Raw genomic sequence first — 23,715 nt, 5'->3', positions numbered from 1 at the left:
GCGGTGAGCTAGCGCTTGAGCGTTGAAGGTAGTGCTTAGAACACCACGCGCAGGATGGACACGGTGATCGCAGCAACGGCGGCGGCCGCGGGGAGCGTGATGACCCAGGCCATGGCGATGGGCTTCATCAGGTTCCAGTTAGCCGCGCGGTTCACCAAGCCCACACCGAGGACTGCACCAATAAGGATGTGGGTTGAAGACACCGGCAGGCCCAGTACGGAAGCGCCCATGACCACGGCCGCTGCCGACAGCTCGGCAGCGAAGCCGGATGCGGGGTGCATCTGGGTGATCTTGGTACCCACGGTGGCGATCACGAAACGGCCGATGAACCACAGGCCGGAGATCAGGGCCACGCCCATGACGATCATGACAGGCATGGGCACGGCGGACTCGCTGGCGATGTTGTTCGTCTTGAGCACGTCCAGGATGGCCACGAATGGGCCGAGGGCGTTAGCGATGTCGTTCGAGCCGTGGCTGAACGCGAAGGCCGATGCGGTGAACACCTGCATCCAGCTAAACAGCAGGAAGGTGGAGCGGGAGAGGTTCTGTCGCTTCAACGTGCGGGAGAAGATGTACACGGCCATCCACACCACAGCGGCGATCATGCCGATGATCATAAAGTTCGCCACGGAGTTGAGGCCGAAGTGCAGGTTCTTCAGACCCTTAAACAGCATCATGGCGGAGATGATGATGGATCCGCCAGCGGCGAGGAGAGGCACCCAAGTGTCGAGAGCCTTGTGGGCGTCAACGTCGTCGGCCTTCGCGTTGATCTTGTTCAGTTCCTTGAAGTAGTCAGACTCCAAGTCCTTCGGATCCCAGTCCTTTTCGCGCATGAGCATGGAGTCGCGAACCATCGCGTTGGTGTAGGCAATCTGCTCGGCCTCGCTGAGCTGATCGAAGGCGAGCTTGTGGCGGAGCTTAAGGTCCTTCTTCTCCACCTTGATTTCGCGCAGGCGGCGCTCCGCTTCATCGTTGTACACCAGAATCGAGTTCTTGATGATGCGGTACAGGATGTAGGCTGCGATGCCGCCAAGGACGGGCGAAAGGACCCAGGACATTGCGATGCGGCCGATCTCAGCCCACTGCACCATGTTCCAGCCACCCTTGCCGGTGATGAATCCCACGGCTAGGGCCGCACCGACGATGCCACCGACGATGGAGTGCGTGGTGGACACGGGCCAACCCATGCGGGTGGCAGCCAGCAGCCAGATAGCCGCGCCAAGGAGGGCGGCCATCATGATATAGACGAACTCGGAGGGATCGAGGCCATTGATGGCGTTGAGATCCACAATGCCGGAGCGGACCGTGTCCGTCACCTCGCCACCGGCCAGAACGGCGCCCGAGACTTCGAAGATTGCCGCCACGACCAGCGCTTGTTTGAGTGTCAGCGTTCCGGCGCCGACCGACGTACCGAAGGAGTTCGCCACGTCATTACCGCCGATGTTGAAGGCCATGAAGACCGCGAAGATCACGGAGGTGACGAGGATGATCTTGTTGGCGCCAGCGCCGACGAAGTCATTGGACCAGAAGAGGAACACAATGAGGGTGACGGCGAGGAGAGCACCGAAGAAAAGGTGCCACCATTTGTTGTTGCCGTCTTCGGGGAGTGGGTTGATCCCCGGCGGCAGATCACTCGAGGTGTGAGTGCTAGAGGCGGAGGAGGTACTCTGGGTCGACATTCAGTGGGGCACCTTTCACGTACGTCAGTAGCGACGAGTCAGGAACAAACATTCATGCTCGAAGTCGGAGAGAAGTCTCGAAGAAAAACTCGTCAAAGAAAACTCTTCTCCGCCCAGCACTTTACCCGCTGCGGTCTGGTTCAGCGCGTCGAGATCATGCTTGCAGGTGACACCCCATTTCTACTGCACCTTAGAAGCAGTCTATAGTGCCCTTACTGCGCTCCGAGAGCCCGCATAGCGCGCAGATATCGCCCGGTGTAAAACAACTGACCCGCCCGAGCCACGGGAAAACCGATCTTCGCCAGCAACCATGCCGGACGGGAAAACGCCACGCAATATCCACGAATGAGCGGCCGGCCCTGCCCATCCCGCCGGTCCGGCACTACGGCGATGGCGAACGTTTCCTCGCCCCGCTCCACGTGCCCCGGCAGGGTACCGTACGTCAGCACGGTCCGGTCCGGCTCCTTGATAAGCGCCACCACTTCGCACGACGACCGAATCGGGCCAATGGCGAGGTCGACCTGGCCGCCCTCGACCGCTCGCGTACCGAGCGACTCCCCCACCTTCACGCCCGCCCGGTCATGTACGCGCCATGAAAGAAGTGCGTCGCTGGCGGCGTCGAATATGCTCATTCCGAAACCCAGGTCACAGCTTCGGCGTGTGATGGTCCACCCGGAAAGATCTTTATTATCGACGCCATCAGCCTCCCCAGCGCCCGCGACGAAATCGGGCAACAAGGTGATGCTGGCTCGCCGCAGTGACGCAGGGTAGGTGAGCCGGGAAGGGTCGCTACGATTCATTGCTTGCCTTTTGCGTGTGCACCGCCGAAAGGGTGGGTGCCTGGCTAGCTAGATCGCGCCCAGCCACACGAGGATGATGAGCGGGATGCAGGCCACGAGGGCGAGCGTCCACATCCAAGTGTTGGAGACCACGCGGGATTCCATGCACAGCCGAGCCACCCAGGAGGTGAAGACTTGCACGTCCAGCGGCAGTTTCTCGCCGGGGCCTTCGAACTCCACGTGGAGGTTGCGCAAGCCACGGTTTTCGCTGCTGAACTGGCCGGCCTTTTCGCCGTCGATGTCGATGACGAAGCGGTTCTTAGTTTCAGCCGTGATGGTGAATTCGTGGCGGTCGGCGCGCAGGAAATAGGACGTCGAGCGGGCGAACGTGTCCGCATCGCCTTCAACGGTCCATTTCCCGGTCCCGGTCTGCGCGGATGCCATGGGGCCCTTGTCGGACTGTAGTGACCACGTGTCGCCGCCGAAGCGGATGTGGGTCACGCCGCGCTCGTCGGCGAATTCCGCGATGCGGTCCATGTCGTTGGCTGGGCCTGCGTAGATCGGGAAGGTGTGACCGTCGCTGGGCAAGCCCCATCGAATGTCGCCGTTCATAGTGCTAGCACCCAGCCAGTCGCTCGGCGAGGTAGGCGCGCAGATCCTCGATCTTCACGCGCTCCTGCTCCATGGTGTCGCGTTCGCGGACGGTCACGGCGTTGTCCTCGAGGGTGTCGAAGTCGACGGTCACGCAGAACGGGGTGCCGATCTCGTCCTGGCGGCGGTAGCGGCGTCCGATGGCACCGGAGACGTCGTAGTCCACGTTCCAGAAACCGCGCAGCTCAGCGGCGAGCTTCTCGGCGGTCGGGGTGAGCGTGTCCTTCTTGGACAGTGGCAGCACGGCGACCTTGACCGGAGCCAGGCGACGGTCGAGCTTCAACACCGTGCGGGTATCGGTGCCGCCCTTGGCGTTGGGCACCTCTTCCTCGTGGTAGGCATCCACGAGGAAGGCCATCATGGCGCGACCCAGGCCTGCCGCGGGCTCGATGGTGTACGGGATCCAGCGCTCGTCGGTGGTCTGGTCGAAGAAGCTGAGGTCTTCGCCGGAGCCCTCGGAGTGGACGCGCAGGTCGTAGTCGGTGCGGTTGGCCACGCCCTCGAGCTCGCCCCACTTGGAGCCGTTGAAATGGAACGCGTACTCGACGTCGACGGTGCGCTTGGAGTAGTGCGACAGCTTCTCCTTGGGGTGTTCGTAGAGGCGCAGGTTCTCCTCGCGAATGCCGAGGTTGACGTACCAGTTGTACCGGTCGTCAATCCAGTACTGGTGCCACTCTTCGTCTTCGCCAGGCTTGACGAAGAACTCCATCTCCATCTGTTCGAACTCGCGGGTGCGGAAGATGAAGTTGCCTGGGGTGATCTCGTTGCGGAAGGACTTGCCCACCTGAGCGATGCCGAACGGTGGCTTCATGCGGGAGGTGGTCATCACGTTCTTGAAGTTCGTGAAGATGCCCTGAGCGGTTTCGGGGCGCAGGTAGTGCAATCCTTCCTGATCGTCGACGGGGCCGAGGAAGGTCTTAAGGAGGCCGGAGAATGCGCGAGGCTCAGTCCACGCACCAGGCTGGCCAGTCTCGGGGTCGTTGATGTCCGCGAGGCCGTTCTCCGGCGGGTGACCGTGCTTCTCTTCGTAGGCTTCCAGCAGGTGGTCAGCGCGGTAACGCTTGTGGGTGTGCAGAGACTCCACCAGCGGGTCGGTGAAGACCTCCACGTGGCCGGAGACTTCCCACACGCGGCGCGGCAGGATCACAGAAGAATCAAGTCCCACGACATCGCGGCGGGAGGTGACCATGTGACGCCACCACTGGCGCTTGACGTTCTCCTTGAGCTCCACGCCGAGCGGGCCGTAGTCCCAGGCGGAGCGCGTGCCGCCGTAGATCTCTCCACACGGGTACACGAGCCCCCGGCGCTTGGCGAGGTTCACAACGGCATCAATGGTGCTGGCCATGCTCAGCAGTTCTCCTTGTTGTTCTTCGGTGTTCTTCTCTGGTGCTGCTTTTTGCTTTCAGAGAGGTTATGACGTTCTCCGGTCATCTTAGCCGGTCTTGCGACATGCTTTCGCGCCCGCCCGTCGTGTTGGTCGAATCCGGACTGGGTGCGGTGCGGCGGCGGTGTCTTTCGGACGGTTCCCTTAGTTCGACGCCACCAGCTCGCCGTTTGTCGAATCGCGCGCAGGCGGTTGTAGGTGGCGCCTGCCCAGGCATTTGTGCGGCCGCTGCTTCTTTTCAACCTAACCAGGGGACAAAATATTTTTCGAAATTGTTTCCGAAACCTCTTGTTCGATGTCGCACACGCCTGTACTATAGAAACCAACAACACCACACGGGGACGCCACACTACGGGGAAACATCAAACAACATCCGGACATGCTGGCTTTTAGCAGGTATATCTGGTTTTATCCCAAGTGGTGTCTCAGATACAGCAGGACCATAGCAGGAATTTTGTAGGGGAATTATTCAGGGGGAAGGTCACCATGACCACCACACCACACATCAAAGAGTCGATCAGTGCAGACGAACACACAAACGATACCGCTAGTGACTTAACTACGCTTGTTGATGTCATCGAAGCGTCCATGACAGCGGTCACCGACATCCTCACCACCCCCACCGCCGAGCTATTCCACACCCACCGCGCCGACATCATCCGCCTACTCACAACCATCAGCCACACCGACACCCTCTACGCCGCATTCGCTTACGCTGCCCACGAAGCGGGCATCTCCCGTGCGGCGGGCACGACACGGACGTCGACCTACCTCGCGAGGTTGTTGGACACCTCCGAGTACCAGGCACGACAGTGGATCAACCTTGGCATAAGCCTGTACAAACCACCCGAACCACCAGCAGACAAGACGACCACCAACGGTGAGGATGACGCAGCCAACGGTGAAGACTCAGCTGATGATGCTGTCCAGAACCGTGCCGACCAACTAGCCGAACGCCGCCGGGCACACGAAGCCCACCAAGCACACCTGGCCGCCCAGGCACAAGCACGCAAACAAGCCCGGAAGCTGTCTGATGCGAAACTGGCTGAGATCAACCGCGAACTCGAACACCTCCACCCCAGCCTGCACACCGAGCATCACCACATCCTGTTCGACAACGCCACAACCATGGCAACCACCACCACCGTCGACGACCTCAAACTCCACCTGCGCACCCAAGTCCGCACACTCAATAGCAGCGTGGTGGATCCAACCGCTGACTACCGGGCACGCAAACTCCTCTGGTCACCCGCCGACACCCACGGCAACATCCGCCTCACCGCCGTACTGCCAAGGACTGGGCATGCGTTGTTGGAAACCCTGATGTCCCCGGCACGGCTAGCGGCGTTCGATCGCAGTCGTGGGGTGAACACAGACGAGGATCATAGGACCATGCCGCAACGCAGGGCGGATGTGTTCATGGCGATGTTGGAAACCTGGGCCGAGGATGCTGACGCCGCCACCGCACCACGCACACGCGGGCTGGCCTCTTTGGTGGTGGCGTTGTCTGCCAAGGACCTCACCACACTGCCCACCAACACCACTGATGCTGATGCGGACCCTGGCGTGAAAGCCAGCCCCACGATCCGAGCTGAATCCGGAGCACCTGCCACCAGCGGTACCACTGGCTCCCCACCACCGGTATCCGGAGAGTCACTGAACACGCCTGGTGTGTGGTTTCCCACCAACACCAACGCCCGGCTGCACCCGATCGATATTCTCCGGTTGGGGTTGGCTGAACATGATCTGGGGGTAGTGCTCGATCCGGATTCCGGACGTGCCCTTACTGCCGCGCGGATGAAGCGGCACGCCACGGTGGAGCAGAAGCTCATGCTTGTTGCTGAGCAGTTGTGTTGTGCGTATCCGGGGTGTAACCGGGCTGCGGTGGATTGCGATGTTCACCACATCAAAGCCTGGTCCCATGGGGGACGAACGACCATTGATAATTTGACGTTGTTGTGTCGGACGCATCATCGGATGAATAGGGATCAGCATGATGGTGGTGTGGGTATGGGCCATGCCGAGGTTGATCCGGATTCCGGACGCGTCGGCTGGAGGGAAGCCCGCCACAATCACGAGGGGTTACCGGATCTGCCTGGGGCGCCACCACCAACCACATCAACCACCGCGCGGGAAGGATCAGGCACTGGTCAAGAGCAGCCATCCCGCGGCAGTTCTGGCGCACGCCCGCGTCCGCATCCTCGGTTGAGTGACACGGTTGTGGTGAACACGTCCACCACCGCCAGCCAGGCCCCCGGCGCCCAAGTGCCGGACCAGGCTTGGGGAAGTGAGGAGGTGCAGGCACTGTTCGACCCACCACAACCACAGTCTCCACGACACCACGGTGATCGAGCATCATGACCGACCACCAGCACACAGCAACCCAGCACCGAGCATCACCCCACCCCACCGCAAACCCGAACCAAGCCAATCCGAACCGAGCCGATCCGGAATCCGGACGCAGGGGCGGATGACACGATTACCCGCCAGAAAATAAGGATCCCGATCCGAATTCCGGACGCAATCCCCATCTAAACACTCAACAAACAACAGAAGTTCATTTGAGCCTTAAACCAATTTTTGCCCTTTTACCTACCCTTTACCTGCACTTAATCCACGTTGCCAGAAGGCATTAAAAAAAGGACCCGCGGATAGGGGGGGTAATTTCCGCAGGTCCCGGCCGCGCTTTCCTCCGGAGAGGATGGGGCCTGTTCCCCTTCAGTAGGGAGAGGCGAGGGGGGGATAACGCCAACTCCCAAGGGAACTGCCCTCAATCTAACGCCTGTTGTTCCACAGTGTCAAGTTCCACATCTAGCTGCACAAATAGGACAAAAATTAAGCAATTTGCCAACATGCCTTGCGCGCCCCCAGCCGCCACCGATAGCGCCTCGCCTTCTGCGCCCTCATCGTCGACGCCACCACGCACCCACCACCCCAACGATCCTCTGGCCACCCAAACCAATTTACCGCCAGTTAACCTCCTATTGACCGTCAATTGACCATCTATTGAAAATGGATGCCGAATCATCTACAGTCGTAATTAATCACGTTTCCACCCATTGAGCGGTCGGAAGGCTTCTCCGAGCCGTTGCGCGGATCTGTCTTGTCGTCGCAGCAGCAGCCCCGGCTGTAGTCGTACTCGTGGTAGGAGGAGCAATCGTCGCGGTCACCACCCACCGCACGCCCAACGAACAATCCCATCGAGCAACCCCATCGAGCAACCCCAACGAGACCTACACCGAAACCGATCCAGCCGAAGGCGCCAGCCAGACGAAGGCTTCACGATCAACGCATCTCAGAGCACAGCCAAAAGAGGGCACCAAGCAGGCGCCTAGGAAGCACCAAGTAAGGAGCGCACACCACGATGACAGCATCACAAGGCCCCGCGTCCACAGCAGCCACTCCCCAACAACCAACTCCCCCACGCCGCCCCAAGATCGGACAACGCAACACCCGCCAGCGTCGTGCCGTCATCGACATCCTCGAGGGCCTCACCACCTTCTGCAGCGCCCAGGATATCCACCAGGCCCTGACGAACCAAGGGCAAAAAGTGGGACTCACCACCGTATACCGCACCCTCCAGCAGCTCGCCGAGGTAGGCGCGATCGACACCCTGCACGACGATTCCGGCGAAACCCTCTACCGCAGCTGCGCCACCGACGACCACCACCATCACCTCGTGTGCACGTCCTGCCGCACCACCGTGGAGATCGACGGCGGCCCCGTCGAGGATTGGGCCGCGAAAACCGCCGCCGAGCACGGGTTCACCAAATCAGGCCACACCGCCGAGATCTTTGGCCTGTGCAGCAACTGCCAGCAGGCCTAGGACTTCACACCACCGAAGCGGCGATCACGCTTCGCGAACTCGAGAACCGCCGCCCGCAAGTCCTGCGGCGTGTAGTCGGGGAATAGCACGTCCTGGTAAACCATCTCGGCGTACGTCGACTGCCAGGGCAGGAAGTTCGAGGTTCGCATCTCCCCGGACGGCCGGAGGAACAAGTCAACGTCCGGCATATCCGGCTCATCGAGGTATTGGGCGAACAGCTTCTCGTTGATCTGGCGCGGCTTGAGGCGCCCGTCGCTGACCTGTTCGGCGATTCCCCTCGCGGCGTCGACGATTTCGGCGCGACCACCGTAATTGACGCACATCGCCAGCGTCATCACGGTGTTGTTTTTCGTCAGGTCCTCAGCTTTCTCCAGCTCGGCGATCACCGATCGCCAAAGTCGTGGGCGACGCCCCACCCAGCGCACCCTGACCCCCAGGCTGTTGAGGTAGTCACGTTGGCGCCGCAACACGTCCCGGTTGAATCCCATGAGGAAACGCACTTCCTCGGTGGGGCGTCGCCAATTCTCCGTGGAAAACGCGTACGCCGAGAGGTAGTCCACACCCAGCTCGATGCACTCCTCCACGAGCGAGATAAGAACCTTCTCGCCGCGCCGGTGCCCCTCGGTGCGCGGCAAGCCGCGCTCCTGCGCCCACCGACCGTTGCCGTCCATCACGAGGGCGATGTGGCGGGGAATCAGCTCGCGGGGGATGTCACTGCGCTCGACGTTTCGCTCGGCGTTGTGCTTAACCTCACGCTCGACGTTGCGCTGGGGATCTAGCGCACCCGGAGTGTGCGGGGCCGGGGTTGTCGTGCCTGAACTATCAGCGCCTGGGGTGTGGGAAGAAGTGTTCACCCCACCCATCTTGCCAAACGCCCACACAACCCCGGGCTAGGACCGCTGCTAAAGCGCCGCGTACACCGGGCAGGGCACCTCGAGCTGCTGGCGCACGTGCGCCAAGAGAAGGTCATGGGCCGTGGCCGCGAGATTAGCGTCGCCGAAAATGGTCGCCGCCTCCCCCAGGCGCCCCTTCGACAACATCCACAATCCCCGCATGGCCTGCGGCGGTGGGGTGAACGCTCCCGGCGGGCGGCATCGCACGCACACCGCTCCGCCCGCTCCCGCGTGGAAAGCGCGGTGCGGCCCCGGCGCCCCGCATTGCGCACAATCCACCAGGCTCGGGGCCCATCCCGCCACGTCAAGGCACTGCAGCACAAACCTGTCCACCACGGACACGGGGGTTAACCCACAGAGATCGTCGGTGGAGAGGAGACGCAGGGTGGCGTCAAGAAGAAGAAAAATCTCATCGGCGGCCGAGGGCTCCGACGCAAACAGCTGAGCCATCTCCAAGGCCGCCGAGCCTGCGTAATAGCGATCCACGTCGGCGATCAGGGGTGGGGCGTAGGTGGCGACGGTTGCGGCATCCGTGATCGAATACAGCGAACGCCCCGGATAGAGCTGCACGTTCACACGCGAGAAGCGGTCCAGCCGCGCGCCGAACCGAGACCTCGTCTTGCGGATCCCCTTCGCCACACCGCGCACGATGCCGTGTTCCTTCGTGAGCAACACGAGGATCAAGTCGGCCTCGCCCAACTTGTGGGTACGCACCACAAAGGCCTCGTCCCGAAAGTTGGGACGAGACCTGCCTGCTCCGCGGGCGGATGAAACCGGCATGAGGGTTAGAAAGTCACCGTTCCTGTATGAACTCGCTTCTGGATGCGTGCCCACGCCTCGGCGGTGCGCACCACGGCGTTGGCAACCTCGAGGGTAATGCGCAACGCGCAGATCTGGAAAAACGCAATGACGGCATAGACAAGTGCGGTGGTGAGAACTCCCACCGGCCCCACAGTGACCTTGGGTTGAGGCCCAAACTCGTTATAAAGGTTGTCCGAACCGCCGTACGCGCTGGAATTGGCCTGGTTGAGACTGTCGAATGCGTTGGAAATCATAGTGGTGCCCTGCACGGCAAAGACCGTGTTGAAGATGAAGTTCAACACAATGAAAACAATGCCGACAATGTACAGGGTCCGGAGGAATCCCGACGTGATGTACTTGGTGAAGGACATGTCGCCCAGGGAGCTCAGGAAGGAGCTGGTCTTGGGGCCGAACTGCGGGGGTGCGATGGGATTGGGGCTGGGGGCTTGATCGGGATTTTGGCCGTGCGTGGAGCCGTTGTCCGGGCCCGAACCCGGCCATGAACCATTCGGAGAAGTCATGGCCTAGCCTCCGTAGGTGTAGCCGGAAGAATCCTGCTGCTCCTGCTGAGCCTGACGCTGATCGATCGACTGCACCGACTGCGACGTGCGGATCAGCGACACGGCAACTTCCAAGCCGACGCGGTAAAACGCCAGCGTCACCACGGCGCCGACGATGATCACCGGGAGGCCGACGATAAACACGAAGATGCCGCCGTCTTGAGTCAGCGACGCGAGGATCAGGAACAGTCCAACGATGGACATGAGGGCCACCAGGACGAACAGCAGCGCGTAGATAACCTTCACCACGGATGGAGTGACGTACTTGGTGAAGCTGAAGTCGAACAGCGACTTGAAGAACGAATCCTGGTTGGTGCCGTGTTGTGCCTGTGCCTGCTGGCCCGCCGGGTAAGCGCCGAAGCCGGCCTGATTGTAGGCCTGGTTATAGGCGTTGTAGGCGTTGTTGGCGCCGTTGTAGGCCTGGTTGGCGTTGTTGTAGGTACTGGTGGCGTCGTGGGAGTTAGCGCTCTGGTCGAAGCCTCCACCGTTGTAGGCGTTTTGGTACGCAGTCTGATCGAAGCCTCCGTTGCCACCCGTGAAGGCGTTGGTGGCGCTGGTTTGCGCATCGTTCAAGGATCCCTCAGGCGAGCCGTAGCTGCTCGAGCCCCCATTCGAACCGAAGTTGTTTGTGGCCTGACCAGCATCGTAGTTCGTGTAGGGATTGGGCTGCGACGATGCACCCGAGTTGCCGGACAGGTTATCGGACGAGCCGCTAGCCGAACCGTGTGCGCCGCTGTAGTCGGAAGAGCCGCTGCTGTCTGCCGGCTTGTTGTCGCGGTCCTCGGGACCCTGGGGAGTGGTCATGGGTTCGTCTCCTTCTGTGCAGTTAGTGCAGTGTGCGGTTAGTGCAGTGTGCGGGTCGCGCACTGGCCATGTGTTCTATCAGATTGTTCTGTCTGTTCTGTCTGTTCAGTCAGTGCAGTCAGTTCTGTCTGTTTTCCGAGCGCTCAAGGAAGCGCCCGCTCACCGCCGAACGTCGGCCGCGATCACTCATTGTTGTGCCCAACAATGTACCCAATACAATCTACCCAACACTCGGACCGCGCGGAGGCCATAGCAGCATTTTCGGCCCCGCCCCCGCTCTCGACTGCTCCTAGAACCCCATTCGCCCCAGCTGCTTCGGGTCCGACTGCCAGTTCTTCGCCACCTTCAGGCGCACATCAAGGTAGACGTTCTGCCCCACAAGGTCGATGATCTCCTTGCGCGCCCGATGCACCGTCCGCGACAACCTGCGCCCATCCTTGCCGCGCAGGATGGCCTTCTGCCCCTCGCGCTCCACGTAGATGACCGCGTGGACCTGCAGCACGCCCTCGCGCTCGGGGTCGGGGAACACCTCGTCGATGGTCACCGCCACCGAGTGCGGAAGTTCGTCGTGCAGCCCGTCCAGCGCCGCCTCGCGGATCAGCTCGGCCATGCGCGTGTCGCGGTCCTCGTCCGTGACGTGATCCTCCGGGTAGTAGCGCGGCCCCTCGGGCAGATGCGTCGTGATGACATCCAACAGCACGTCCAACTGGATACCCGCCGTCGACGAAATGGGCACCACATCGGCACCGTCCAGCAGGTTGTGCAGCTCCAGGAGCTGCTCCCCCACCCGGTCTTTGCTGACTTTATCGACCTTTGTCACGACGCCGATAAGCGGCGTTGTCGGTGCCACCGAGCGAACGGCCTCGACGATCCAGCGGTCGCCAGGGCCGATCTTCTCGTCCGCTGGGATGCACACGGCGATGAGGTCGACGTCGGCGTAGGTTTCCTTCACCACCTCATTGAGGCGCTCGCCCAGCAGTGTGCGCGGGCGGTGCAGGCCGGGCGTGTCCACGAGCACGATCTGGGCATTGTCGCGGTTGACGATGCCGCGGATCGGGTGACGGGTGGTTTCCGGCTGATCGGCGGTGATGGCGATCTTCTGCCCCACCAGCGCGTTGGTCAGGGTGGACTTGCCCGTGTTCGGGCGGCCCACGAAGCTCACGAAGCCGGAACGGAAGCCTTCGGGGGTCTGGTACTCGGCGGGGATCTCGGCTGCTGAAGCGGCTGTAGCTGCTGAATCGTCCATGAGGTCCGATTCATCGGGGAACTCGGGGAACTCGGGCGGCCCGTGCAACTCGGGGAACTCAGGCAAATTGTCCTTGGTAGTCATTACCGACCATTGTTCCCTAATTTGGCCTGCTCGCGCTAATCTTCGCCCCGCCGCTCACCCCGGTTGTGTCTGTCTTCCTGCGACTCGTCAGAGTTGGGCTGGGAGTCAGAATCGTCCGTAGCGGCGTCGGACGAAGAAACACGGTGGAGCACCGCCGAGCGAATCTTCTGGCGACCACGGCGATCCGGCCCACCCTCATAGCGAATGTGCAGGCCAGCCGTGGTGATCTCCGCGCCCGGCAGCGGTACACGACCGAGCTCGAAGGCGCCAAGGCCGGCGATCGTGTCGACCTCCTCGTGCTGCTCCTCGGAGAACACGACATCCGGAACGCCGCTGGGGTAATCCGATTCGGCGCGGCGCAGCTCGTCGAAGAGCTCCTCGACCTCATCGAGGGACAGGCGGGCGACCACGCGGTAACTGCCATCGCCGAGGTCCTCGATGGGGGCGATCTCGGTGGCGTCGTACTCGTCGGCAATCTCGCCGACGATCTCCTCGAGGATGTCCTCGATGGAGATCAACCCAGCGACCGCACCGTACTCGTCGATGAGCAGGGCGATGTGCACCTGGTCGCGCTGCATGTCCTCGAGAAGGTCGTCGAGGATCTTGGAGTCTGGGATGAAGACGGGCTCGCGCATGACGTCGCGGACGGTGGCGCGACGGGCAGCATCGTCCGAGTGATAGGTCTTTGCGACGAGGTCCTTGAGGTAGACCACGCCCACGATGTCGTCGACGTCTTCGCCGATGACCGGCAGGCGCGAGTGACCAGAGCGGACGCACAGACTGGTGGCCTGGGCGGCCGTCTTGTCCGCCTCGATCCACACCATCTCTGGGCGCGGAACCATGACAGACCGAGCCGAGGTGGAGGCGAGGTCGAACACGGATTGGATCATGCGGCGCTCATCGTTTTCCACGATGCCGCGCTCCGAGGCGATGTCCACCATCTCCCGCAGCTCGATTTCCGTGGCGAACGGGCCCTCGCGGAACCCACGGCCCGGGGTGATGACGTTGCCGGCGGAGACCAGCAGGCTCGCGATCGGGCCCAACAGGCGGGTGACGCCGAGGAGGATCGGCGCCGAAGCCAACGAAATCGAGTACGGATTCTGCCGACCGAGCGTGCGCGAGAGCACCCCGACCACGAGGAAGGTAAACAGGGTGACCACGATGATCGCGGCCACGTAGGCCCACGAGGTGGCGCCGAGGATGTCAATGAAAACCGCGGCGGCAAGCACCGCACCGGTCACCTCGCAGATCGTGCGGAGCAGCACCAACAGGTTGATGTGCTGGGCGCGCCCGTTGACGACCTTGAGCAAACGTGGGGCGCCGGGGCGATCCTCCTTGACGAGGTTTTCCACCCGGGCAGGAGAAATGAACGACACCGCGGTTTCCACGAGGGAGAGCACGCCGCCAAGCAGCAGCGCGGCAACCGCGATGATGATGCCCACCACGGACATGGAATCGAATTGACCAACCATATCGCTTAGCGGGTCTCCTCATTGGGGGTATCCGGGTGGTCCGGGGTGTCCGGGTTGTCAGCTCGGTGGGCGGCGGGCTGCCCCGGCACACCCGAGTCATCGCGATCCGCGGCGGAAGGAAACGCCGCCGCGCCCGTGGGCTTGGGGGCGAAGGACACTCCACGCTCGGCCTGCGAGTCGTACCAATTGGCCAGGATCTCATTCTGCAGCGCGAACATGCGCTGCTCTTCCTCCGGGGTCACGTGGTCGAAGCCCAGCAGGTGCAGCACCCCGTGGACGGTAAGCAGATCAAGCTCGTGCGCAAGAGAGTGCCCGGCGCGATCCGCCTGGCCCTGAGCGAAATCGGGGCACAGCATAATGTCCCCGAGCGTGGCTGGGGAGACCGGCGGACCGTCCTTGCGGCCCCAGCCCGGGGTGAGTTCGTCCATGGGAAAACTCATCACGTCCGTGGGGCCGGGGAGATCCAGCCAGCGTTCGTGGAGATCGGCGATGGTTTCCTCGTCCACGATGTGGATGGACAGCTCCGCGGAGGGGTGCACATCGAGGGTCCACAGGGCGTAGCGGGCGACGTCAATGAGTTCCTCCTCATTAATCTCGCCGTGTCCGGACTCGTTGAAGACTTCGATGCTCACCAGCTGTATCCTTCTCTGTGTTGTGGGCTCTTGTGAGGGCTCTTGTGAGGGCTCTGTTGGGGATCGTGTCGAGTGTGCTGTTGCGGGCGAAAATTCTCTGTCCTCTTCTCTGTCCGCTGCTCCGCCTTCTTCTCCGCCCGATCGTCTGCCTTGAGCTGTTCCTCCGCCTCGAAGGCGTCGTACGCATCCACTATGCGGCTGACAAGCCGGTGGCGCACCACGTCCTCCGAATCGAACTGGGAGACAAACACCCCCGGCACATCATTGAGAATCATCGTGGCCACCTTGAGCCCAGATTCCTGCTTGTGCGGCAGATCCACCTGGGACATATCACCCGTAACCACCATCTTCGAGCCGAAGCCCAAGCGGGTGAGGAACATCTTCATCTGCGCCGGGGTGGTGTTCTGGGCCTCATCGAGGATCACGAAGGAATCGTTGAGCGTCCGGCCACGCATGTACGCCAGCGGGGCAACCTCAACCACGCCGGTCTCCATGAGGCGCGGAATGGTCTCCGGATCCACCATCTCGCGCAGCGCATCGTGCAGGGGGCGCAGGAACGGGTCAATCTTGTCGCCCAACGTGCCCGGCAAAAAGCCCAGCTTCTCGCCTGCCTCCACGGCGGGGCGAGTAAGGATGATGCGGCTGACCTGCTTGGACTGCAGCGCCTGCACCGCCTTGGCCATCGCCAGGTACGTCTTGCCCGTACCGGCGGGTCCCACGCCGAAGACCACGGAATTATCGTCGATGGCTTCTACGTACTCTTTTTGCCCCGGAGTCTTGGGACGCACTGCTTTGCCGCGGTAGGACACGATCGGTTCGGATGCCGAGCCCACCGATACCGGCACGGCGGCCTGCTCGACCATCGCGATGATGCGTCGAGTCGTATCCGGATCCACGGTGTGGCCGCGGTCGACCATGCTGATGAGTTCCTGAAGAACTCGCCGGGCCTGAGACACCAGCGCAGCCTCGCCGCGCATGACAATGTGGTTGCCACGGGTGAGAATGTCGACGTCGATGGAATCCTCCACAACCCGGAGGTTCTCGTCGGCTGGGCCTGCGACGGCCAACACTGCATCTGGCGGCAGCTCGACCGTGGTGCTGGCAATGCGGGGACGGGCAGAGTTACGCGCCGAACCCCCTGTAAACGGTGATGACATAATGCCCGATTCTATCGTTTCTATCGTTTCTTGTACGTCGTGTTCTGAGTCCCGTCCCAGCGCGCCGTGAGCACACCCAGCGCCCCGAGTGCCACCGCCGCAGCCGTGGCCGTGCGCAGCACCTCCGGCCCGAGCACCACCGGCTGCCCACCGAGTTCGCGGAAGGCCTCCAGCTCCTCCGGGGCGATGCCACCCTCCGGCCCCACGACGAGCACGACATCGTCCACGTCCAGATCCGCCTTCGCCAGCGGAATGCTCGCCTCCTCGTGCAGCAGCAGCACCGTCCGCGACTCCCCCGGCACCAGACGATCGAGGGCCTTCGGCTTCTTGAGCAACTCGGTGACCTCCGGAACCACGAGCCTGCGCGATTGCTTCGCCGCCGATCGCGCGGCGTTGCCCCACTTCGCCCGGGCCTTGTCCTCTTTAGCACCCCACTTTGCGATGCACCGCGCCGCCGCCCACGGGACGATGCGGTCCGCCCCAGCCTGAACCGCCAGATCGACGGCCAATTCCGCCCGATCCGATTTCGGGATCGCCTGCACCACCGTGACCCGGGGGCGCGGCTCTGGCATCGTCAAGGTTTCCGCAACCTCCACGAGCCCTCCGGCGCGCCACCGGCCGCGCACCGCATAGGATGTTCCATCGGTGACGACGACACGTTCCCCCTCCTCCAGCCTCTTGACCTCTGCGTGCTTGGCCTCTGCCCCGGTGAGGGAAAAGCACTCACCGGCTGCAGGGGTGGGGTCTGGAATTGGGTGAATGAAAACGGGATCGGTCACGGTGATGGGTGTTCCTCGTCGGCGACTGCTGCTTAGCGACTGAACTTCGAACGCAGGCGGGAGAACAGTCCCCCGGTGGAATCCTGCTTCGTGGTGACCTCGGCATGCTCCTTGGAGTGCTCGCGCAGCTTCTCCGCGGCCTCCCGCTCTGCTCGAGACAGGTCCTTCGGGATGGTGACGTCCACGTGGGCGACCAGGGAGCCCTTACCGTCGCGACGCATGTGCGGAATGCCCTTATCCCGCAGGCGGATCACGGAATCCGGTTGCGTTCCGGGCTCGATGTCGATGGTGGCCACGCTGTCGTCCAGCAAGGCGACCTCCACCTGCGCACCGAGCATCGCCTCGACGGCGGGAACCTTCACGTTAACGTGCAGGTCGTCGCCCTCGCGGATGAAGTAGGGGTGATCCTCGGTGGAGATTTCGATATAGAGGTCGCCGGAAGGGCCACCGCCTGGGCCGACCTCGCCCTCACCGGTCATTCGGATGCGCATGCCATCGGCGATGCCGGCAGGAATGTTGACCTTGAGGTCGCGGACAGAGCGCACACGGCCATCGCCCGCGCAGTTCTCGCAGGGATCCGCAATAATCTCGCCGGTGCCTCCGCAGCGACCACAGGGGCGGGCCACCTGGACGCGGCCGAGGATGGAGTTCTGTACCTCCATCACTTCGCCGTGGCCCTGGCAGGTCGGGCAGGTTTGCGGGGCGGCCTTGGACTGCGAGCCGGTGCCGTCGCACACATCGCACAGCACGGCAGTGTCTACGGTGACCTCGCGTTCCACGCCGGTGTAGATCTCTTCCAGCGTGGTCTTCAGGCGAACGAGGGCATCGTTGCCGCGGCGAACGCGGGATACCCGTGGTCCCCGCTGGCCGCCTCCGCCACCGCCGAAGAAGGCGTCGAAAATATCGCCCAAACCGGAGCCGCTGAAGCCGAAGCCGCCAGCGCCTCCCTGGCCGAAGCCCTGTTCTTCGGGGTCGCCGCCAGCATCGACGATCTGCCGCTTCTGCGGATCGGTGAGCACTTCTTGAGCCAGCGACGCCTCGCGGAACTTCTCCGCGGCCTCCTCGGATGGGTTGACATCCGGGTGATACTTTCGAGCGAGCTTGCGATATGCCTTCTTGATCTCGGCGTCCGTTGCGTCACGGTCCACGCCCAAGATGCCGTAGTAATCCCTAGCCACGATCCGAAATAACCTCTTCTACGTTGGTCGCCTATGTGGTCGTCTTTGTCGTTTTTGTCGGTATTGTCGTTTGCGTCGTTTATGTCGCTTATGTCGTTTTTGTCGCCGTTGATCTGGGTTGATCTGGTACGTGCTCTACACCCGGCGCAAGCCAGGCGTGTTAGACAACTGCCCCATCCTACTCCGACTTATTCGCCAGAGAGAATCTTGGAGATGTAATAAGCAACAGCAGTCACGCTGGAAATAGTCCCGGGATAGTCCAAGTGGGTGGGGCCCACCACGCCCAGGCCTCCCAGCATGGCGTGGCTGTTGCCGTAGCCGGCGGACACCACCGAGGCCTTGCGGAGCTCCTCGTCCTCGTTCTCCTCGCCGATGCTCACCTGCACATCCGGGTTGCGGACACTCGACAGGAGCTTGAGCACAACCACCTGTTCCTCCAGGGCCTCCAGCACCGGGGTGAGCTCACCGGCCCGCACGAGGTTGGGGGTTCCGGCCAGCAGGAGGCGGTCGTTGGGCCGTTCCAGCAGCGTGTCGATAAGCACCGCGGAAATTGCCACGGTGGGGTTGCGCAGCTCCTCCGGCAGCAGCCGCGATTGCGCGTCCTGGGCCACTGAGGCGATTCGAGCGCAGGCGTCGTCGAGGTTGCGGCCCACCATGGCGGCGTTGACGATGTCGCGCAGGCGCATCACATCCTCATCGGCCAGGGCTTCCTTGAGGTCGACGTTGCGCTGCTCCACCCGACCAGTGTCCGTGATGAGCACGAGCAGTACCCGGTGTGGGGTGAGCTTGACGACCTCGCAGTGCTTCACTCGGCCGCGCCGCAGATCCGGCATCTGTACGATGGCAACCTGGTGCGTGAGCTGCGCCAGCAGCTGGACGCTACGGCGCAGCACGTCCTCGAGATCCACGCCGTGCTCGAGGAACTCCAGGATTGCTCGGCGCTCGGGAGCGCTGAGGGGCTTGACCTGCTCAATGCCATCGACGAAGCGGCGGTAGCCCTTGGCCGTGGGGATGCGGCCGGAGGAGGCGTGCTGCTGCGTGATGTAGCCTTCAGCCTCGAGGGCGGCCATGTCGTTGCGAATAGTGGCCGAGGACACTCCCAGGTTGTGCCGGTCGACCAGCATCTTCGAGCCCACCGGTTCGTGGAGGGCGATGAAGTCGGAGACAATCGCGCGGAGGACGTCGTTCCTCCTGCTGTCGGTCCCTGATGACACTGTTGCTGTCTCCTTCCTTCTTCGCTTCTTTTTCTTCCTCGCATGCTGCGGGGTGGCGTTCTTAAGTTTTCGCCAGCATTCGCCAGCATTCGCCTGCCGTTCGCGAACCTCCGTGGCCGTGCTGCGTTGAGCGCGCCGGCTAATCCAGCGCCAGCACCAAGTCGGTCACGATCCCGTCCGCGAGATAGCGCCCCTCGTCGGTCAGCACCACCCGCCACGCGTCCGCGGAGCCACTCTGCTTCACCAAGTTTAGCCGCTCGTACTTATCGACCACCTCGGCCAGCCTCCGCCGCACAGCATCCGCCGACTCGTCATCCGCCGCCCCCGCATCCGAACCACCACTGACAAGCGCCGAGAGGTCCAGCCCCTCCGCCAGCCGCAAGCCCAGCATGATGCGTTCAGTGCGCACATCCTCATTCGTCAACCGTTCCACGGTGACGACAGACCCAGGCACCCGCGCCTCCGACCCAGTAATCGGCTTCGAGGCACTACCCTGCCCCAGCAGCCCTTCCCAGTACGTCGCCGGGCGCTTCGCGTTGACCAGGCGTGTCAGCCCCGAGAATCCATCCGGGTCCTCCGCTGCAGGCACGCCCGGAACATCATTGCGCAAGCGCACACACCCGTGCGCCCCGGGTCCAGCACCCCACCACTGCCCAGAGTGCCAATAGATGAGGTTGTGCTTGCATTCCCCACCGGGCAGTGCCCAGTTGGATACCTCATACCACTGGTAGCCGCGCTCGCGGAGGTAGGCGTCGATCATCGAATACCGATCAGCCAACACGTCCTCATCGGGAGCGGGGAGCTGGCCGCGGCGGACCTTGCGGGCCATCGCCGTGCCATCTTCGACAATGAGCGAGTACGCGGACACGTGGTCCACGCCGGCCTCCATCACCGCGTCGAGGGAACGCTGCACATCGACGTCGGTCTCGGTCGGTGTGCCATAGATGAGATCAAGGTTGACGTGCTCGAACCCGGCCGCGCGCGCCTCGCGTACCGCAGCGACGGGGCGGCCCGGCGTGTGCTGGCGCTCCAAGACCTTCAGCACATGCCCGGCTGCGGACTGCATGCCCAGGGAAACGCGAGTAAAACCGCCGGCGCGCAGGTTCTCAAAGAACTCGGGGCTGGTGGATTCTGGATTGGATTCGGTGGTGACCTCTGCGTCGGGGCTCAGGCCCACGGTGCGCTTGACCGCGTTGAGCGCTCGGTTCAGCCCCTCGTGCCCGAGCATCGAGGGGGTGCCGCCGCCGAAGAAAACGGTGTCCACTCCGCGCGTGTTTTCCCCGGCACCTGCGCCTTCGCGGTCCCACACCTCAGCGGCATAGTCGATTTCGCGCTCGAGGGCGTCGAGATACCCAGAAATCGTGTTGCCCTGGGCGGCCCCGGCCGATTCAGCCGATCCAGCGGCGAGTTCCTGGGGCGTGTACGTGTTGAAATCGCAGTAACCGCAGCGCGAGCTACAGAAGGGAACGTGGATGTAAAGGCCGTAGGGCATACCGCACACTCTAGCGTGCTGGGATCACACGGCTACGCGGCTACACAGCCGCGCCGCGGCGGCGGCGCTGGATGCGGGCCACCACCGAATCCACGCGGGCGCGCTCGCTGAGGAACGCCGGAGGGTTCTCGCCGCGCATCGACGTGGCCAGAGCGGGCTGACGATCCACCACGGCGATCCAGCGCTGGTGCAGCTCGATGCAGTGCTGTTCGGCGCGCATGTAGCACTGCGGAAGCAGCACGGATTGGGATTCCAGCGCGAGCTGGGTCTGCTGCACCACCCACGTCTGCAGCTGCTCGAGCTCGCCGATGAGCTCATCTGATTTCTCGCGCAGCCACAGCCGCCACGATGCGGTGGAGGCGACGGCGAAAGCGCCGCTGTCCGGGCCATCCGCTGGGGCCTGGTGATCTGTGGGCCCAGTTGCCTGCGCAGTGATCGACCCAGTGATCGACCCAGTGCTCAGACCAATGTTCAGACCAGTGCCCATCTCAGTGGCCCCCGCACCCTCGGCCGAATCGGTGTCGCCATAAGCCAGGCCCCGCACCCCGCGCAGTTGGGGCGAGTGGGTGGCGCTAGCGTCTCCGCGATGGGCAGCGCGGCCCGCAGGCTTGGCAATGAAGCTCAAAGTGCGCCCGGGGTGGTCCATATCCCGCCAGGATCCCCCACCCCACTCGTTGCTCATGCTGCCGGCGCGCACGCCAGAGACGAACGCTTGGCGCAGACCATTGAGCTCGGAGAGGTCGGGGCGCACCTCGGCACGACCCTCGGCGACGATGTCGTGGAGTTCCTCAAGGCAGTCGGCGACGAGCTCCCTGTCCCAATCGCGCATGGACTGGCAGATGTGGTCGATGTATTCGGCGATCTCGTCGCCGATGTCGTAGATGTTTTGGGTGAGCTCGCGAACACGAAGGGTGGCATCGTTGTGCACTCGTGTTCTCCTCTCCCAGGTCATGCGCCAGTCAGGTCGCCTTAGCCGCGTTATCGCAATCGCTAACCTTGGGGCTAGCTTGCGAACTACTGGCACCACCTTAAGACACGAAGCCCGGCCTGCAGTGGTGACAGGCCGGGCGGTCGTTATATTTTCGGATCGAGGCGGGAAAACGCTTGGGGTTACTTACCCTTGTAGATCCACGCGATGTCGTCCGCGAAGTTCTTGTTCACCACGAAGCGCTTCAGCTTCAGCGACGGCGTCACCTCGCCGCGCTCCTCGGTGAAGTCGCGGTGGACGATGCGGAACTTCTTGATGCCCTCGGCGTGGGAGACGGATGCGTTCGCTTCATTGACGGCGTCCTGGATCTCGCTGCGCAGCACTGGGTTCTTCGCCAACTCGCGGATGGAGGTGTTCTCCGGCACGTCGTGGCTTGCCTTCCACTTCTTCACCGCTTCCTCGTCGAGGGAAATGAGGGCGCCCACGAACTTCTGGTCATCGCCGACCACCATCGCCTGCGAGATGAGCGGGGCCGAACGCAGGATGTCCTCCATCGGTCCGGGAGAGACATTCTTGCCACCTGCGGTGACGAGGATCTCCTTCTTGCGCCCGGTGATCTTCAGGTGGCCGCTCGGCAGCAGCCGGCCCAGGTCGCCCGTGCGGTAGAAGCCGTCCTCGGTGAATGCTTCCTTGGTGGCTTCGTCGTTTTCCCAGTAGCCGTCGAAGACCACGTTGCCCTTGACCAGGATTTCGCCATCTTCGGCGATGCGGATCGTGACGCCACCCATGGGGCGACCCACCGTGCCGATGATGTTGTCCGGCGCGAAGTTGGTGCACACCGCAGCGGTGGTCTCGGTCAGGCCGTAGCCCTCATACACCGGGATCCCGGCACCACAGAAGAAGTGCGAGATCTGCGCGTTGAGCGCGGACCCGCCGGACACGGCGTACTTCAGCTGTCCACCCATGGCCTCGCGCACCTTGGAGAACACGAGCTTATCGGCGATGGCGTGGCGAGCCTTGAGCAGTGCGCTCGGGCCCTGTGGGGTGTCGCTGGCCTTGGAGTATTCCACGGCGGTCTTTTCGGCAGCCAGGAAGATCTTGGCGGCGATGCCGCCGCTCTCGGTGGCCTTGGACTTCACGCCCGCGTGGACCTTTTCGAAGATGCGAGGCACGGTGACGATGAGGTCCGGCTTGCTGCGCTGAAACTCCGTGACGAGGGTGCCCATGTCTCCCCAGTGGGTCTGCGTTGCGCCGCCGACCACGGCCGCGTGAGACATGGCTCGGGCGAACACGTGGGCCAGCGGGAGGAAGGTGAGCTTCTTGTAGCCCACCTTCGCGCCCTGCCCCACCGGGTGGGTGAGGATGGCGCGGGCCTCGGACAGCCAGTTCGCGTGGGTCAGGCGGCAGCCCTTGGGGCGGCCGGTGGTGCCCGAGGTGTACACGATGGAGCCCACGTCGGAAGACTTCACGTTGGTGATGCGCTCCTCGATCGTTTCGGAGCTCACGCCTGCTTCCTGCCCGTCGTTGACGAGGATGTCAATGGCACCGCCGCTGAAGCTCAGGACGCGGCGCAGGTGGCCGTCTCCGCCGCGGTCGGAGTCTTCGAGGAAGTTGCGCAGCTTCTCGCAGTGCTCGTCGTTTTCGCCGACGGCCAGGGTTGCCCCGGAGTTTTCCACGATCCATTCGCACTGGCTGGTGGAGGAGGACGGGTAGATCGGCACGGTCACGGCTCCGGCCGCCCAGATGGCGTAGTCCAGCAGGGTCCACTCGTAGCGGGTGCCCGACATGATGATCACGCGGTCCCCAGCCTCCACGCCGTTGGCCACGAGACCCTTGGCCACGGAGTAGACCTCCTCGAGGAAGTCGGTCACGGTCACATCCACCCATTCGAAATTCACCGGGCGGTTAAAGATGACCGTGTCCGGATGCTCGGCGCCGAGGTCGCGAAGAGCAGTGAGGCAGCTTTCGTTGTCTCCGATGGTGTAGAGCGCTTCAGATGTATATTCGGTGGTCATCATTCTCCTTTTCCACAGTCCGTGGGTGGTAGTGGCCCGTGGCGTTTGTCGCTCACATTCGGCCGCCGCCCACGATGTCCCACGTTGTCACCGTCGTTGCTACAAACACCGCGAACACTGCTAACGCTGTTGGCACTGTCG

20 protein-coding genes are annotated in these 23,715 nt (G+C 62.9%); 2 read left to right on the top strand and 18 right to left on the bottom strand.

What is annotated here, in order from left to right; all coding sequences use genetic code 11:
* Positions 1-35: 35 nt before the first annotated feature.
* The 4 genes from LA343_RS05490 to LA343_RS05475 form a co-directional block, all read right to left on the bottom strand.
* Positions 36-1,679 (bottom strand): inorganic phosphate transporter, encoded by a 1,644-nt coding sequence (locus LA343_RS05490; protein ID WP_025402348.1) that lies wholly within the window; start codon positions 1,677-1,679, stop codon positions 36-38.
* 212 nt (positions 1,680-1,891) lie between these two features.
* Complete coding sequence (locus LA343_RS05485; protein ID WP_025402347.1) at positions 1,892-2,479, bottom strand: DUF1990 domain-containing protein; 588 nt, start codon at positions 2,477-2,479, stop codon at positions 1,892-1,894.
* A gap of 48 nt (positions 2,480-2,527) precedes the next feature.
* Positions 2,528-3,070, bottom strand: a complete 543-nt coding sequence (locus LA343_RS05480) for a hypothetical protein (RefSeq protein WP_025402346.1) — start codon at positions 3,068-3,070, stop codon at positions 2,528-2,530.
* Positions 3,071-3,074: 4 nt separating this feature from the next.
* Positions 3,075-4,454 (bottom strand): glycine--tRNA ligase, encoded by a 1,380-nt coding sequence (locus tag LA343_RS05475; RefSeq protein WP_039910883.1) that lies wholly within the window; start codon positions 4,452-4,454, stop codon positions 3,075-3,077.
* Positions 4,455-4,979: 525 nt separating this feature from the next.
* Between LA343_RS05475 and LA343_RS05470 the strand changes: the two genes are divergently transcribed.
* Positions 4,980-6,854 (top strand): HNH endonuclease signature motif containing protein, encoded by a 1,875-nt coding sequence (locus LA343_RS05470; RefSeq protein ID WP_025402344.1) that lies wholly within the window; start codon positions 4,980-4,982, stop codon positions 6,852-6,854.
* Positions 6,855-7,857: 1,003 nt separating this feature from the next.
* Complete coding sequence (locus tag LA343_RS05465; RefSeq protein WP_025402343.1) at positions 7,858-8,319, top strand: Fur family transcriptional regulator; 462 nt, start codon at positions 7,858-7,860, stop codon at positions 8,317-8,319.
* Here the strand turns inward: LA343_RS05465 and LA343_RS05460 are convergent.
* From LA343_RS05460 to LA343_RS05395, 14 genes are all read right to left on the bottom strand, one after another.
* Positions 8,316-9,182, bottom strand: coding sequence for an isoprenyl transferase (locus LA343_RS05460; RefSeq protein WP_081737408.1), 867 nt, complete (start codon positions 9,180-9,182; stop codon positions 8,316-8,318). The two genes, LA343_RS05465 and LA343_RS05460, sit on opposite strands and share 4 nt — an antisense overlap.
* 39 nt (positions 9,183-9,221) lie before the next feature.
* Positions 9,222-9,992, bottom strand: coding sequence for a DNA repair protein RecO (gene recO, locus LA343_RS05455; protein ID WP_052337526.1), 771 nt, complete (start codon positions 9,990-9,992; stop codon positions 9,222-9,224).
* Between the two features lie 5 nt (positions 9,993-9,997).
* Positions 9,998-10,534: a DUF4282 domain-containing protein gene (locus LA343_RS05450; protein ID WP_025402340.1), complete on the bottom strand. Its 537-nt coding sequence runs from the start codon at positions 10,532-10,534 to the stop codon at positions 9,998-10,000.
* A gap of 3 nt (positions 10,535-10,537) precedes the next feature.
* Positions 10,538-11,377 carry a DUF4282 domain-containing protein gene (locus LA343_RS05445; protein WP_025402339.1) on the bottom strand — a complete coding sequence of 280 codons (840 nt, stop codon included), beginning with the start codon at positions 11,375-11,377 and terminating at the stop codon, positions 10,538-10,540.
* Positions 11,378-11,666: 289 nt separating this feature from the next.
* Positions 11,667-12,623 (bottom strand): GTPase Era, encoded by a 957-nt coding sequence (gene era / locus LA343_RS05440; protein WP_052337634.1) that lies wholly within the window; start codon positions 12,621-12,623, stop codon positions 11,667-11,669.
* A gap of 119 nt (positions 12,624-12,742) precedes the next feature.
* Positions 12,743-14,158 carry a hemolysin family protein gene (locus LA343_RS05435; RefSeq protein ID WP_025402337.1) on the bottom strand — a complete coding sequence of 472 codons (1,416 nt, stop codon included), beginning with the start codon at positions 14,156-14,158 and terminating at the stop codon, positions 12,743-12,745.
* A 26-nt stretch (positions 14,159-14,184) separates the two neighbouring features.
* Positions 14,185-14,811: an rRNA maturation RNase YbeY gene (ybeY, locus tag LA343_RS05430; protein WP_025402336.1), complete on the bottom strand. Its 627-nt coding sequence runs from the start codon at positions 14,809-14,811 to the stop codon at positions 14,185-14,187.
* Complete coding sequence (locus LA343_RS05425) at positions 14,808-15,968, bottom strand: PhoH family protein (protein WP_025402335.1); 1,161 nt, start codon at positions 15,966-15,968, stop codon at positions 14,808-14,810. The genes ybeY and LA343_RS05425 overlap by 4 nt, the downstream gene beginning before the upstream one ends.
* Before the next feature lie 20 nt (positions 15,969-15,988).
* On the bottom strand, positions 15,989-16,747 hold the full coding sequence (locus LA343_RS05420) for a 16S rRNA (uracil(1498)-N(3))-methyltransferase (RefSeq protein ID WP_025402334.1): 759 nt from the start codon (positions 16,745-16,747) through the stop codon (positions 15,989-15,991).
* Positions 16,748-16,779: 32 nt separating this feature from the next.
* Positions 16,780-17,925, bottom strand: coding sequence for a molecular chaperone DnaJ (gene dnaJ, locus LA343_RS05415; protein WP_025402333.1), 1,146 nt, complete (start codon positions 17,923-17,925; stop codon positions 16,780-16,782).
* 188 nt (positions 17,926-18,113) lie between these two features.
* On the bottom strand, positions 18,114-19,139 hold the full coding sequence (gene hrcA / locus LA343_RS05410; protein ID WP_025402332.1) for a heat-inducible transcriptional repressor HrcA: 1,026 nt from the start codon (positions 19,137-19,139) through the stop codon (positions 18,114-18,116).
* Between the two features lie 139 nt (positions 19,140-19,278).
* On the bottom strand, positions 19,279-20,631 hold the full coding sequence (hemW, locus tag LA343_RS05405) for a radical SAM family heme chaperone HemW (RefSeq protein ID WP_039910882.1): 1,353 nt from the start codon (positions 20,629-20,631) through the stop codon (positions 19,279-19,281).
* A 40-nt stretch (positions 20,632-20,671) separates the two neighbouring features.
* The gene (locus LA343_RS05400) at positions 20,672-21,559 is read right to left on the bottom strand and encodes a hypothetical protein (protein ID WP_025402330.1); all 888 of its coding nucleotides are present in this window, start codon (positions 21,557-21,559) and stop codon (positions 20,672-20,674) included.
* A gap of 182 nt (positions 21,560-21,741) precedes the next feature.
* The gene (locus LA343_RS05395; RefSeq protein ID WP_025402329.1) at positions 21,742-23,574 is read right to left on the bottom strand and encodes an AMP-dependent synthetase/ligase; all 1,833 of its coding nucleotides are present in this window, start codon (positions 23,572-23,574) and stop codon (positions 21,742-21,744) included.
* Positions 23,575-23,715 lie beyond the last annotated feature (141 nt).

Origin of the sequence: Corynebacterium falsenii (assembly GCF_020099275.1) — a bacterium.
GTDB lineage: Bacteria > Actinomycetota > Actinomycetes > Mycobacteriales > Mycobacteriaceae > Corynebacterium > Corynebacterium falsenii.
This window is presented reverse-complemented; position numbering and strand designations above follow the sequence as displayed.

Coding starts and splice junctions, on each gene's coding strand:
- LA343_RS05445 (WP_025402339.1), bottom strand. CDS start 11,377: ATGACCACTCCCCAGGGTCCCGAGGACCGCGACAACAAGCCGGCAGAC.
- LA343_RS05480 (WP_025402346.1), bottom strand. CDS start 3,070: ATGAACGGCGACATTCGATGGGGCTTGCCCAGCGACGGTCACACCTTC.
- LA343_RS05435 (WP_025402337.1), bottom strand. CDS start 14,158: ATGTCCGTGGTGGGCATCATCATCGCGGTTGCCGCGCTGCTGCTTGGC.
- LA343_RS05470 (WP_025402344.1), top strand. CDS start 4,980: ATGACCACCACACCACACATCAAAGAGTCGATCAGTGCAGACGAACAC.
- hemW (WP_039910882.1), bottom strand. CDS start 20,631: ATGCCCTACGGCCTTTACATCCACGTTCCCTTCTGTAGCTCGCGCTGC.
- LA343_RS05425 (WP_025402335.1), bottom strand. CDS start 15,968: ATGTCATCACCGTTTACAGGGGGTTCGGCGCGTAACTCTGCCCGTCCC.
- LA343_RS05485 (WP_025402347.1), bottom strand. CDS start 2,479: ATGAATCGTAGCGACCCTTCCCGGCTCACCTACCCTGCGTCACTGCGG.
- recO (WP_052337526.1), bottom strand. CDS start 9,992: ATGCCGGTTTCATCCGCCCGCGGAGCAGGCAGGTCTCGTCCCAACTTT.
- LA343_RS05395 (WP_025402329.1), bottom strand. CDS start 23,574: ATGACCACCGAATATACATCTGAAGCGCTCTACACCATCGGAGACAAC.
- LA343_RS05475 (WP_039910883.1), bottom strand. CDS start 4,454: ATGGCCAGCACCATTGATGCCGTTGTGAACCTCGCCAAGCGCCGGGGG.
- LA343_RS05450 (WP_025402340.1), bottom strand. CDS start 10,534: ATGACTTCTCCGAATGGTTCATGGCCGGGTTCGGGCCCGGACAACGGC.
- LA343_RS05460 (WP_081737408.1), bottom strand. CDS start 9,182: ATGGGTGGGGTGAACACTTCTTCCCACACCCCAGGCGCTGATAGTTCA.
- LA343_RS05465 (WP_025402343.1), top strand. CDS start 7,858: ATGACAGCATCACAAGGCCCCGCGTCCACAGCAGCCACTCCCCAACAA.
- era (WP_052337634.1), bottom strand. CDS start 12,623: ATGGACGATTCAGCAGCTACAGCCGCTTCAGCAGCCGAGATCCCCGCC.
- LA343_RS05490 (WP_025402348.1), bottom strand. CDS start 1,679: ATGTCGACCCAGAGTACCTCCTCCGCCTCTAGCACTCACACCTCGAGT.